Source organism: Desulfuromonadales bacterium, assembly GCA_035620395.1.
Taxonomy (GTDB): Bacteria; Desulfobacterota; Desulfuromonadia; order Desulfuromonadales; family DASPGW01; genus DASPGW01.
On record DASPGW010000216.1, the window covers coordinates 1 to 12,738 of the forward strand.

The following is a 12,738-nucleotide window of genomic DNA, read 5'->3' on the forward strand; positions in this document are numbered from 1 at the left end:
CGTCTACCAGAAGACCGCTCCCGAGGCGAAAGGGAAGATGATCTCCCTGGCCACCGAGACGGAACGGACCCTGTTTTTCGATTTTCTCCCCCTCGCGCTCGGCGAAATTCGCGGCTTCAAAACCCGCTTTCACCTCTACACCGTTCCCGGACAGGTCTTCTACGATGCATCCCGCAAGCTCATTCTCAAGGGGGTGGACGGTGTCGTTTTCGTCGCCGATTCGCAGGAGGAGCGCCTCGACGCCAATATCGAGAGCATGGAAAACCTCAAGGTCAACCTTGAGGAGCAGGGCTACGAATTGGAAAAGCTCCCCTTCGTCATTCAGTACAACAAACGCGACCTGCCCAATGTAACCAGCGTCGATGAATTACGCAATCTGCTCAACCCCGACAGTGTCCCCGAGTTCGAGGCCTGCGCCACCACCGGCGAGGGCGTGTTCGAGACACTCAAGGCGGTGGCCAAGCAGATCCTCATCGACCTGAAAAAAGGTGGCGGATAAATAGCTCGACAGTTGGGGAGCAAGCCCGTGTAGCCGTCGCTCTGACGGTTGTTTCAGCGGTTCCTGCACCCCTGCATCACGAGAAAAGGCCATCCGCTCGAATATGCTTCTGAGCTTCGCGCTGTAGGTTTCCACGCCGGCGAGCTTGCGGTAGACCTCGCCCATCGCCTGTTCGATTTTCTGACAGTCGTTCAGGTAATCTCTCATCACTCATCTCCCGGCAGCCGGGGAGCCGGCCTTTTCGAAAACGGCCGTAAACCAGAAGGTCGAGCCCGCTCCCACCGTACTCTCCGCGCCGATCTTGCCATCGAAAAGCTCCACCAGCTTTTTGCAGATGGAAAGCCCGAGACCCGTCCCCCCGTACTTGCGGCCGGTTTCAGAATGGGCCTGCACGAAAGGGTTGAAGATGTCGGCGAGATGCTTTTCCGAAATGCCGATGCCGGTGTCCTGAATTTCAAAACGCAGCCGTACCCTGGTCTCGTCCTCCGCTTCCAGCCTGACCCCGATTCTGACCTCTCCCCGCTCAGTAAACCGGATGGCATTCCCGGCCAGGTTGGTGACGATCTGATGCAGCCGGCCCGGGTCCCCGCACACCACCGTCGGCACCTCGGGTGCCAGCAGGGTGAAAAGCCCGAGCCCCTTCTCCTGCGCAGCATGGGCCAGCAGGGTAGTGACGCCGTTGAGAGTCTCTTGCAGGTCGAAATCGACCACCTCGAACCGCATGTGTTCGGCCTCGATTTTTGCCAGATCGAGGCTGTCGTTGATGAGAGCGAGGAGGTTCTTGCCGCAGCGCAGCACGATTTCAGCATACTCCCGCTGCTCCCAAGTGAGGCCGGAGTCGATAAGCAGCTCCGTCATCCCCATAATGCCGGTCATGGGCGTACGGATCTCGTGACTCATGTCGGCCAGAAAGGCGCTCTTCGCTTTCGTGGCCGCTTCGGCGGCCTCCTTGGCCTGTTGCAGTTCGCGATTGAGCCTCTCCAGTTCCTGCCCGCGCTGGTGCAGTTCCCGTTTCTGTCGGAAGATGTCGAGGAAAACCTCCACCTTGTTCAGAAGAATTTCGGGCTGCAGGGGCTTGACCATGTAGTCGACGGCGCCGCAGGAGTAGCCCTTGAAGACCTCGTGCTGCTGCGTGTAGGCGGCGGTGAGAAAAATGATCGGTATGTTGGAGAGGCACTGTTCCCCCCGCATCAGTTCCGCCAGTTCGTAGCCGTTCATCTCCGGCATGTTAACATCGAGCAGGGCCAGGGCGAACTCGTGGTTGAGGCAGGCCTTGAGGGCCTCGTTGCCGCTGTGAGACTTGATGGTAACGGCGCCGGTCCGCTCCAGAATCCTCTCCAGCGCCAGCAGATTTTCCTCCCGGTCGTCCACGATCAGAATGGCAGGTCTTTCCACGGCCATGCTCCTTCTCATTGTGCCAAGCTCAGTTCGGCGAGCTTTTCCGCAATCTCTTCCAGGTCCACCACCAAGGCCTGCGGCGCCGCCTGCAGGGCCGCCTCCGGCATGACCCGCCACTCCGCCGTGCGGGGCGACTGTACCATGACCAGGCCGCCGGCGGCGGCGATCTCTGCCAGACCCCGGGCGCCGTCGCCATTGGCGCCGGTCAGGACGATCCCGATCAGTGCCGGGCCGAAGGCGTCGGCAGCGCTGGCGAACAGCAGGTCGATGCTCGGCCGGGTGAAGTTGACCTTTTCATCCACCGACAGGGCCAGGGTGCCGTCTGTCTCCAGCAGCAGATGGTAGCCGGCCGGAGCGCAGTGGATCATGCCGGCGCTCAGGGGCATCTTGTCTTCCGCCTCCACCACCGGCAGACTGGCGTGCCGGCCGAGATACTCCACCCAGCCGAGCGGCTCCCCCGGGCTCTGATGGAGCACCACGACCACCGGTAGCGGCAGCGAAGCGGGGAGCGCCGAGACGATGGTGGTCACGGCATTGATGCCTCCGGCCGAGCCGCCGATGACCGCCGCGGCGAAACGGCGCGATCGCCCTTTCTCCGGCCGCTTCAAACGATCTTGCGGTAGACCTTCCACGTCGGCTCCAGTTCCCGAAATTTGTCCTGGAAGTCGCCGTGCCGCAGCGACTCCTTGCTGCCCAGGGCAAGAAAACCGCCATGCAGCAGGCTGGCGTGGAAGAGATCCTGCACCCGCTTTTGCAGGGTGCTGTTGAAATAGATCAGCACGTTGCGGCACAAAATCAGGTGGACTTCGCTGAAAACCCCGTCTGTTACCAGGTTGTGATTGGCAAAGGTGATGTTCTTCCTGAGCCCCGCCTCCATGATGACCGAATCGTAATCGGCGTGATAGTAGTCCGAGAGCGTTGCCCGCCCGCCGGCCCGCTGGTAGTTGGCGCTGTTGGTCTTCATGTTGCGCAGGGGGTAGATGCCGTCCCGGGCGCGGCGCAGCACCGGGTCGACGAAGTCGGTGGCAAACAGGGTGCAGCGCTCGTAGATCCCCTCTTCCTTGAGCAGTATGGCCAGGGAATAGACCTCCTCGCCGGTGGCGCAGCCGGCCACCCAGATGCGGACGAAGGGCCAGGTCTTCAGATGGGGGACGACGGAATCCCGCACGAACTTGAAGAACAGCGGGTCGCGGAACATCTCCGTCACCGGTGTGGCGAAGGCACCCACCACGCTGCCGAACAGCTCCGGATCGTGCAGGAGTCGGGGGATCAGGTCACTGACCTGCGCCACGCCGACCGTGGTGGCGATGTGGCGGACCTTGCGGCGCAGCGAGGCCCGGGCATAATCACGGAAGTCATAGCCGTAGCGGCGGTGGAGCGCCTCCAGCAGCAGGTCGATTTCCAGCTCTTCCACCTCCAGGGTGTCTGCCCTATGCATAGAGCCAGACCCGCATCATCGACATCAGCCGATCCGTGTCGACCGGTTTGGCGAGATAATCGTCGGCCCCGGCGGCCAGACACTTGTCCCGGTCCTCCTTCATCGCCTTGGCGGTCAGGGCGATGATGGGGGTGCGGATTCCCAGTTCCCGGATGGCCCGGGTGGTCTGGTAGCCGTCCAGCCCCGGCATCATGATATCCATCAGGATGAGGTCCACCCCCGCCCCCTCGCGGAGGAGCGAAATCGCCTTGTCCCCCGCCTCCGCCTTGACTACCCGCAGCCCGCGCTGTTCCAGGACCTTGGCCAGGGCGAAGAGGTTGCGCATGTCGTCATCGACCAGCAGCACCCCCTTGTCGCGCAGGTAGAAGTCCCGGTCGTGCAGGTTGAGGATGACCTGCTGCTGACTCTTGCCCAGTTTGTTCACCACCCGGTGCAGGAAGATGGCGGTTTCATCCACCAGCCTCTCTTCGGACTTGGCCCCCTTGACGATGATCGCTTCGGAGATCTGCCGCAGTTCCCGCTCCTCTTCGCGGGAAAGCTCGCGCCCGGTGTAGACGATCACCGGCAGCGCGGCACAGCGCCCGTCGGCCCGCAATGCCTTAAGCAGCTCGAAGCCGCTCATGTCGGGGAGCCCGAGGTCGAGCACCATGCAGTCGAAGGGTTTCGCCGCCAGGGCCGCCAGGGCGGCGGCGCCGCTCGGCGCGGCGGTGACGGCGATGTCGTCGTGGGCGAGCAGCCGTTCGATACTCCCCCGCAGGTTGTCGTCGTCCTCGACCAGCAGGAGTTCCTTGATGCTCTTGTTGAGGACCGCCTCCAGGTTCTTCAGGCTCCCTTCGAGTTCCTCCCGGGTGGCCGGCTTGCTCAGGAAACCGACCGCTCCCAGGGTATAGGCCTCCCGTGAGGGATCCTCGCAGGAGATGATGTGAACCGGGATGTGGCGAAGTTCGGTGTCGGCCTTGAGGGTCTCCAGCACCTGCCAGCCGCTCATGCCGGGGAGCCGCAGGTCGAGAATGACCGCGGTGGGCAGATGCGCTCGGGCGAGGATGAGCCCCTCCTCACCGGTGAGGGCGCAGATCGTCTTGAAAGCCATGGAGCGGCAGACCTCCCGCAGGGTGGCGGCAAAGGTCGGGTCGTCCTCGATGATCAGGATGGAACGCTCCCCCCGGGCCAGGCTGCCGCGGTCGTCGTCGATGGCGAGCACGGCGGCGGGCCTGGTGACGGCGGCAACGGGCGAGAGCAGCGGCCTTGGCGGGGCGGGTGCCGGTGCCGGAAGCGACGGCTGGGAGTGGCGCTGCGGCAGGCGCAGGGTGAAGGTCGAACCAGCCCCGACGGTGCTTTCCACCGTGATGGTCCCGCCCAGCAGCCCGGCCAGGTTGCGGGCGATGGCCAGTCCCAGGCCGGTCCCGCCGTAGCGGCGGGAAGTGCCGCTCTCCGCCTGCTTGAACGCCTCGAAGATCCCGTGCAGCTTGTCGGCCGGAATACCGATGCCGGTGTCGTGCACCGTGATCACGATTTCCGGCTCCGCGGGGGAGGCGCCGGCCGCGGCGGCAAAGGCGACCTCCACGCTCCCCTGTTCAGTGAACTTCACGGCGTTGGCAACCAGATTGTTCAAAACCTGCTCCAGACGCTGCCGGTCGGTATGGATGGCCTCCGGTGCGTCATCCTCCAGCAGCAGGCGCAGATCGATGCCTTTTTTTCTCGCCAGGGGGAGGAAGCGCGCCTTCAGCGCATCGGCAAGGTCGATGAGCGCCAGCGTCTCCTCGAACAGGTCCATCCGCCCCGCCTCGATCTTGGCGAGGTCGAGGATGTCGTTGATCAGGTTGAGCAGATCGATGCCGCTGTTGTGGATCACCTCCGCCGATTCCACCTGCTTGTCGATAAGGTTGCCGTCGCGGTTTTCCATCAGGTCGCGGCTGAGGATCAGCAGGCTGTTCAGCGGGGTGCGCAGTTCGTGGGACATGTTGGCGAGGAAGTCCGACTTGTACCGGCTGGCCTGTTCCAGATCGTGGGCCTGCTGCTCCAGTTCCCGCTGCGCCTCCTCCAGTTCCCGGTTTTTCTGCAGAATCCGCTCCCGCTGCAGCTCCAGGTCCTGGGTCTTCTCCTCCAACTCCTCGTTGGTCGCCCGCAACTCCTCCTGCTGCTCCTTCAGGAGCCGCTCGGAGCCCCTGAGGGCCTGGGTCTGCTCTTCCAGCTCCTCGTTGGTGGCGGCCAGCTCCTCCTGCTGGACCCGCAGCTCCTCGGCCTGCTCGAGGGTGGTCTGCAGCAGCAGCTGCATCTCCCGGCGCGCCAGGGCCAGGCTGAACCCGGAGCCGAGGATGGCGCCGGCCCGGGAGACGAACTCCTGCTCCAGTTCGGTGAAGGGGGTCAGGGAGGCCAGCTCCACCACCCCCAGCAGGCGTCCCTCGAACATAAAGGGGGCGATGAGCAGATGGCGGGGGAGCGTCGTTCCCACGGCGGAGCCGATGCGCAGGTAATCGGCGGGGATGTCGCTGAGCAGCAGGGTGCGGCGGTCGGCCGCGGCCTGTCCCACCAGCCCCTCTCCCAGGGCGAAGCCGGCGGGGAGCTCTTCGGTCGCGCAGGCGTAGCTTCCCTGGCGGCGCAGCCGCCCCGCCTTTTCGTCCAGCAGGTAGAGGCAGCCGATCTGGCTGTGCAGCCGCTCGGCGAGGAAGCCGACCACCGCCGCGGCCAGAATCTGCAACTCCTGGTTGCTGCGCAGGTTTTCGCCGAGCTGGTTCTGCCCCGTTTTCAGCCAGTTCTCGGCCCGGCTTTCCCGCTCCCGCTCGGCCAGGGAGGCGGTCATGGTGCGCAAAGCGATCCCCAGGGTGTCCTCCTCCGAGCGCAGGCGGATCACTTCCGCATAGCTGCCGGCGGCGATGGTGCGCGCCTGTCCCACCACCTGGTTGCTGGCGGCGATGATGGAGTTGAAGGAGTGCTCCAACTGGCCGACCTCGTCATTATAGAGCACCGGCTGTTCCTTGAGGTCCTTGCCGCAGGCGAGGTCGCGGGCCAGTGTGACGAGTTTTTCCACGGGCGAGGTGATGCTGCGGATAATCAGCAGCGAAATCACTACGCTGGCCCCGAGGGCGAAAGCCAGCAGGGCCGCCATGGCCGTCAGTGCCCGTTCGCGCTCCGTCTTCGCCTCGGCAAGGAAACGGGCCGCCCGGTTGGCGGCAAATTCAGCCACCGTATCAGCCGCCGCCAGCATCTTTTCGGCGCGCAAGTAGACCTCGTCCCGGCGCAGGTTGCGGGCCTCCTCGAGCTTTCCGTCCCGGAGCAGGGCGACAACCCTGGAGGCGGCGCGTTCCCAGTCTTCATAAGCAGCCGCCATCTCTCGAAAATCCTCCTTCGGCCCGAGGTAGCGGTCCTGGACCAGCTGGAATTTTTTTCTAATATCCCGGTCGATGGCGGCAAACTGTTCCGCCACCAGCTCGGGACGCTGCGTCCCGTCGGCCAGCAGCACGGAGAGCATGTGTGCACGCATCGCCTGGATGTCGTAGCGGATTTCGAGGACATTGCTGCGAACGGTAAAGGGGTGATCGTAGGTCTTCCGGTGGATTTCGGCAAGGGAGTCGATCCTGAGCATGGCCACCGCTCCCACGCCAACGGTAAGGAGCAACAGCAGCAGAAACCCGGCGGTCAGGCGGGTGGACAGGGACAATCTTCGGATCATCGGGCACTCCTTTTTGCAGCCGCGGCACGCCGACGGTTCTGATTGAGCCGCTATTTTACCTTCACGGCCTTTTTTTTTCATCAAAAAAGCCGAGAAAACTCTTGTGGGCGGTAGAGTTGGGGAATCCGAGCGGCTTTGTCAACAAAGGATCCGTCGATGGCCGCGGCCTGCACCGGTGCAGGCTGGATTGTCAGGGACACTCGAAAAGATATGGGGTGTTGGCCAGGTTTCCGGAGCGATCTTGAAGGGGCAGAAGGTCCCCCGAAATTCTCATAAAACCATTTCTTAAGGAGTCTTCTTCTGTCATTCCATCCACGAGAAGGGTTGACAAATCGCAACGCTTTGCCGAATCTAAGGCCGCCTCCTTCGCTTTCGGCGGACGCCGGAGATTGACTGCATGCCCTTTCCAGGAGAACCCACTCGTGCAGGAAGGCTTTCTGCTTGAATTCTTTACCATCGCCATCGTCCATCTGCTGGCGGTCGCCAGCCCCGGCCCCGACTTCGCCATCGTGGTCCGCCAGAGCGTTACCTTCGGCCGGCGCACAGCTCTCTGGACCAGCCTCGGCGTCGGTCTCGGCATCTTCGTCCATGTCTCCTACTCGCTGCTTGGCATCGGACTGCTGATTTCCCGCTCGATCGTGATTTTCAACATGATTAAGCTGGGCGGGGCACTCTACTTGATCTATCTCGGCGCAAAGTCACTGCGGGCCAGCCCCCAGCCGGCGGCCACGAACCGGCAAGGGGTGGCGCACACCGCGCCAACACCGGGCCAGGCGATCCGCACCGGCTTTCTGACCAACGGTCTCAACCCCAAGGCGACCCTCTTCTTTCTTTCGCTCTTTTCAGTTGTGATCAGCAGGGAAACACCTGTCCTCATCCAGGCGGGATACGGCCTTTACATGGCAGCCGCCACCGCCGTATGGTTTTCTGGCATAGCCATGCTTTTCGGCCACCAGCGGGTGCGCAGCGGCTTCCAGCGCCTGGGCCATTGGTTCGAGCGGCTTATGGGTGCCGTCCTCATCGGGCTGGGGATCAGGATTGCGGTGTCTGGGAACTGAGGCAAAGGGAGATAATGCGCGTTGGCCGTTGCGGCCGCCGGGAATGCTTCCCTTGCGGACCGCGGCAGGACTCAACCCGCTGCCCACGGGCGGTGGCGCCTCTCCAGCAGCGGCAGCAGGCCGCGGCCGGTGACTGCGGACAGGATGACCGCTCCCCCCACCAGGGCCAGCCCCCCCGGCGCTTCTCCGAGCAGGAGCAGCACCCAGAGAGGATTGAGCACCGGCTCGATGGCGGGGATCAGCATCGCCTCCAGGGCGGTCACCTCCCGGATCGCCCGGGCGAACAGGGCGTAGGGGAGCCCCACCTGGAAGACGCCGAGCAGGGTAAGCCCCAGCCAGCCGGCTTCGGTGGGACTCGACTGCAGCATGAAGGGGAGGCCGATGAGGGCGGCCAGCAGGTTGCCGAGCAGGATCGACTCCACGGGCGAACCTTCCTTCTGCCGGCGCAGAAAGAGCGCCAGCCAGGCGAAGGAGAGGCCGCTCGCCAGGGCGGCGAGGTTCCCCCACATCCCGGTCGCGGAGAGGTCCTCCAGGAAGAAGAGGACCATTCCGCCCAAAACCAGCAGCAGGGTGAGCCAGTCGAGCCGGCGCGGCTTTTCCCCCAGGAACCAGGCGCCGAACAGGGCGACATGGACCGGCGCGGTGTACTGCAGCAGGATGGCATTGGCGGCGGTGGTCGCCTTGTTGGCGACGACGAACAGGGTGACGGTGGCGGCATAGGCGACGGCGGCGCCGAGCTGGAGCCACGACCAGGTGAACCGGCGCGGCCGGAAAACGGCGAACAGGACGGCGGCACCGATGGCGCTGCGCATGCCGGAGATCGCCAGGGGATGCCAGTCGACCCACTTGATCAGGAAGCCGCCGGTGCTCCAGAACAGGGCGGCCCCCACCAGCATCAGGACGGCGGTCTGTCGCTGCATATCCCTCCGGGGGTGAAATCGACGTTGATGTGGCGCTGGCCGTCGCGGCAGCCGGAAGTAGGTGGAGAGCAGGGGCGGCGAGGCCCTTCAGGCGACGTGCCCCCCCAGGTAGGCATTCTGGACCCGGGGGTCGGCGAGGAGCTCCGCGGCCGGCCCCGCCAGGGCGATCCGGCCGACCTCCAGGACATAGCCGCGGTGGGCGAGCTTGAGGGCTGCCCGGGCGTTCTGCTCGACCAGGACGATCGTCATTCCCGCCTGGTTGATCTCCCTGAGCGTCTGGAAGATGGCCTTGACCAGAATCGGCGCCAGCCCGAGACTCGGCTCGTCGAGCAGCAGGATCTGCGGGTCGGCCATCAGGGCGCGGCCGATGGCGAGCATCTGCTGCTCGCCGCCGCTCAGGGTCCCGGCGAGTTGCGTCCGCCGCTCGGCGAGGACCGGAAAAAGCTGGTAGATCCACTCCTCGGTTTGCCGGCTCCGGCTCGGATTGCGGCTGCAGAAGGCGCCGAGGGAGAGGTTCTCGTGTACGGTGAGAGTCCCGAAGACCCGGCGCCCCTCGGGGGCCTGGGCCACCCCCTGGCGAACGATGCGGTGGGCGGGGAGCTTGTGCAGCTGGGTGTCGCCGAGGCGGATCGCGCCGCGCCAGGGACGCACCAGGCCGCTGATTGCCAGCAGGGTGGTCGACTTGCCGGCGCCGTTGGCGCCGAGGATGGTGACGATCTCCCCCCGCTCGACGTGCAGATCGATCCCGTGCAGGGCCTCGATATGGCCGTACCTGACGTGCAGGTCGGAAATCTCAAGCAGCATCGGTTCTTCCCTTGTTATTCAGCCTTGCGCCCCGAGCCTTGCCGGTCATGGTCAATCCGCCCCGAGGTAGGCCTCGATCACCTTCGGGTCGTTCTTGACCGTCTCCGGCGGCCCCTCTGCGATCTTCGCCCCGTACTCCAGCACCACCAGCTGATCGCAGGCGCGCATCACCAGTCCCATGTCGTGCTCGATGAGCAGGAGGGTGATCCCCCGCTCGCGCACCTTGCGGATCAGCCCGAGCAGGGCGTCGGTCTCCTGCCCGTTCATCCCTCCGGCGGGCTCGTCGAGGATCAGCAGGCGCGGTCGGGTAGCCAGGGCGCGGGCGACCTCGAGCAGTCGCTGGTTGCCGTAGGAGAGGCTGCCGGCGCGGCTGCCGGCCTGGCCGGCGAGGCCGACGAAAGCCAGCTCCTCCAGGGCCAGCTCGACCGCCGCGCGCTCCTCGCGCCGCTCGGCCGGGGTGCGCAGCATGCCGGCGAAGAGTCCGGCGCGCAGCCGGCAGTGGCAGCCGGCCAGTACGTTCTCCAGCACCGAGAGGCTCTGGAAGAGGCGGATCGTCTGGAAGGTGCGGGCGATCCCCAGCGCGACGATGTGATGGGTCGGCAGGCCGCTGATCGCCTTGCCGAGGAAACGGATTTCCCCCCGGTCGGGGCGGTAGTTGCCGGTGATGAGGTTGAAGGTGGTGGTCTTGCCGGCACCGTTGGGGCCGATCAGGCCGACGATCGAGCCCTCGGCGACCTCGAAGGAGACGTCGTTGACGGCGGTGAGACCGCCGAAGGTCTTGCTCACGCCCTGCAGGCTCAGCATCTTCACGGCGTCTTCTCTCCGTTTTTGCCGAGCCGGGAAAAGAGCCGCGGCCGCGGCGGCAGGATCCCCTGAGTGCGGAAAACCATCATGACCATCATCGCCAGGCCGAAGAACCACATGCGGGCGGTGGCGAAACCGCGGAAGAGTTCGGGCAGGCCCACCACCAGAAAAGCCCCCAGCAGCACACCGGCGATGTTGCCGGCCCCGCCGAGGATGACGATGATGAAGATCAGCACCGACTCCCAGAAGCTGAAGGAGTCGGGGGAGATGATGGTCATCTTGGCGGCGTAGAGGCTGCCGGTCATCCCCGCCCAGGCCGCCCCGATGACGAAGGCAAGCAGGCGGCAGCGGCCGGTGTTGATGCCGCTCCCCTCGGCGGCCACCGGGTCCTCGCGCAGGTAGTCGAGGGCGCGGCCGAAGCGCGAATGTTTCAGGCGGTAGAAGAGCAGGACGGTGAGGGCGACGAACCCCCAGATCAGGTAGAGAAACTCCTGCGGCTTGCGGATCTTGTGGCCGAAGAGGAGCGGCCGGTCGATGCCGAAGATGCCGTTCGGACCGCCGGTGAGGCCGAAGAGGTCGTTGACCAGGGCGATGCGGACGATCTCCCCCAGGCCGACGGTAACGATCAGCAGGTAGTCCCCCCGCAGGTGGATGACCGGGCGGGCAACCACGGCGGCGAACAGGGCCGCCGCCAGGCCGGCGACGGGAAGCGCCCAGAGGACGGGAAGATCGAAGCGGGTGTTGAGGATGGCGGCGGCGTAAGCGCCCACTGCGTAGAAGGCGGCGTGACCCATGTTGTACATCCCGGCGTCGCCGAGAATGACGTTGAGGCTGAGCGCCAGCAGGGCGTAGAGACCGACGCTGTTGAGCACATCGATCCAGTAGGTGTTGAGGAAGAGTGGAGCGGCGGCCAGGGCGGCGACGCCGGCGGCGAACAACAGCGCGTTGCGGCGCATCAGACCTTCTCCGCGACCCGCTCGCCCAACAGCCCCGTCGGGCGGACGATGAGGATGAGGATGAGGACGCAGAAGGCGATGGCGTCCTTCCAGGCGATGGAGATGTAGGCCGCCCCCAGGGCCTCGACCACCCCAAGCAGCAGCCCGCCGACCATCGCCCCGGGGATGTTGCCGATGCCGCCGAGGATGGCGGCGGTGAAGGCCTTGAGGCCGTAGGACCAGCCCATGGTGAAGTTGATCTGTCCGTAATAGACCCCCACCATCAGTCCCGCCGCCCCGCCCAGGGCGGGTCCCATCAGGAAGACGAGCATGATCACCCGGTCGACGTCAATCCCCATCAGGCGCGCCGCGCCCTGGTCGATGGCGGCGGCGCGAATGGCGGTGCCGATGCGGGTCTTCTGGATGAAGAGGTAGAGGCCGCCCATCAGCAGCAGCGAGGCAGCCAGGATCACGATGCGCATCAGCGGGACGTAGAGGCCGAAGAGGTCGACGGTGGTCCGGGGCAGGATATCCTGCGGGTAGACATGGAGGCGCGCCCCGTAGATCAGCATGATGGTGTTCTGCAGGAAAATCGAGGCGCCCAGGGCGCTGACCACCGCCGACAGGCGCGGCGACTGGCGCAGGGGGCGGTAGGCGGCGCGCTCCAGCAGCATCCCGACCAGTGCCACCAGCCCCATGACCATGAGGGTGAGCAGCAGCACGGCGCCGAAGGGGCCGACCCGTTCTGCCAGACCGAAGGAGGTCAGCAGGGTCAGCCCCAGGTAGGCCCCGAGGGTGAACAGGTCGCCGTGGGCAAAGTTGATCAGCCGCAGAACGCCGTAGACCATGGTGTAGCCGAGGGCGATCAGGGCGTAGATCCCGCCGACGGCCAGGCCGTTGGTCAACTGCTGGAAGAACTCTTCCATGAAAGGCGGATCCCTTGGCAGAAGGCGGGGGCGGGCTGACGGCCCGCCCCGGCACCGGTGGTTGGCGGAGGGAGAGCTACGGCTGCAGGACGAAGCGGCCGGCGGCGTCGACCCGGTAGACCTTGTAGACTTCGCCGACCCGATCCCCCTTGGCGTTGAAGGTGATCGGACCGGTGAGCCCCTCGGCGTTCTTCAGCTCCTTGTGCAGGTAGCCGGCCAGCTTGTCGGGGTCGGTCGATTTGGCCCCCTCCATCCCGGCCGTCACCGCCAGAAAGCCGTCACCGGC

The 12,738-nt window shown here is 65.2% G+C and carries 12 protein-coding genes; 2 read left to right on the forward strand and 10 right to left on the reverse strand.

What is annotated here, in order from left to right; genetic code table 11:
- Positions 1 to 499, forward strand: a 499-nt coding sequence (locus VD811_11900; GenBank protein HXV21678.1) for an ADP-ribosylation factor-like protein, incomplete at its 5' end; no start/stop codon positions are given.
- A 210-nt stretch (positions 500 to 709) separates the two neighbouring features.
- Here VD811_11900 and VD811_11905 read toward each other — a convergent pair.
- Genes VD811_11905 through VD811_11920 form a run of 4 tightly spaced genes read right to left on the reverse strand, consistent with a single transcriptional unit; the run spans position 710 to position 7,005 of the window.
- Positions 710 to 1,894: an ATP-binding protein gene (locus VD811_11905; GenBank protein ID HXV21679.1), complete on the reverse strand. Its 1,185-nt coding sequence runs from the start codon at positions 1,892 to 1,894 to the stop codon at positions 710 to 712.
- Between the two features lie 14 nt (positions 1,895 to 1,908).
- Entirely contained in the window at positions 1,909 to 2,529 is a 621-nt protein-coding gene (locus VD811_11910) for a chemotaxis protein CheB (GenBank protein ID HXV21680.1), read from the reverse strand.
- Positions 2,502 to 3,335 (reverse strand): protein-glutamate O-methyltransferase CheR, encoded by an 834-nt coding sequence (locus tag VD811_11915; protein ID HXV21681.1) that lies wholly within the window; start codon positions 3,333 to 3,335, stop codon positions 2,502 to 2,504. Before VD811_11915 ends, VD811_11910 begins: the two co-directional genes overlap by 28 nt.
- A complete protein-coding gene (locus VD811_11920) occupies positions 3,328 to 7,005 on the reverse strand; it encodes a response regulator (protein HXV21682.1) in 3,678 nt (1,225 codons plus the stop codon). The genes VD811_11915 and VD811_11920 overlap by 8 nt, the downstream gene beginning before the upstream one ends.
- Before the next feature lie 422 nt (positions 7,006 to 7,427).
- On the opposite strand from VD811_11920, the gene VD811_11925 reads away from it, so the two are divergent.
- Positions 7,428 to 8,063, forward strand: coding sequence for a LysE family transporter (locus tag VD811_11925; protein ID HXV21683.1), 636 nt, complete (start codon positions 7,428 to 7,430; stop codon positions 8,061 to 8,063).
- Positions 8,064 to 8,134: 71 nt separating this feature from the next.
- Here VD811_11925 and VD811_11930 read toward each other — a convergent pair whose 3' ends face one another.
- From VD811_11930 to VD811_11955, 6 genes are all read right to left on the reverse strand, one after another.
- Entirely contained in the window at positions 8,135 to 8,983 is an 849-nt protein-coding gene (locus VD811_11930; GenBank protein ID HXV21684.1) for a DMT family transporter, read from the reverse strand.
- 87 nt (positions 8,984 to 9,070) lie between these two features.
- A complete protein-coding gene (locus VD811_11935; protein HXV21685.1) occupies positions 9,071 to 9,784 on the reverse strand; it encodes an ABC transporter ATP-binding protein in 714 nt (237 codons plus the stop codon).
- Between the two features lie 54 nt (positions 9,785 to 9,838).
- Positions 9,839 to 10,591, reverse strand: a complete 753-nt coding sequence (locus tag VD811_11940; protein HXV21686.1) for an ABC transporter ATP-binding protein — start codon at positions 10,589 to 10,591, stop codon at positions 9,839 to 9,841.
- A gap of 2 nt (positions 10,592 to 10,593) precedes the next feature.
- Positions 10,594 to 11,547 (reverse strand): branched-chain amino acid ABC transporter permease, encoded by a 954-nt coding sequence (locus VD811_11945; GenBank protein HXV21687.1) that lies wholly within the window; start codon positions 11,545 to 11,547, stop codon positions 10,594 to 10,596.
- Positions 11,547 to 12,452 carry a branched-chain amino acid ABC transporter permease gene (locus VD811_11950; protein HXV21688.1) on the reverse strand — a complete coding sequence of 302 codons (906 nt, stop codon included), beginning with the start codon at positions 12,450 to 12,452 and terminating at the stop codon, positions 11,547 to 11,549. The genes VD811_11945 and VD811_11950 overlap by 1 nt, the downstream gene beginning before the upstream one ends.
- Positions 12,453 to 12,528: 76 nt before the next feature.
- The coding region (locus VD811_11955; protein ID HXV21689.1) for a hypothetical protein at positions 12,529 to 12,738 on the reverse strand (210 nt) is incomplete at its 5' end.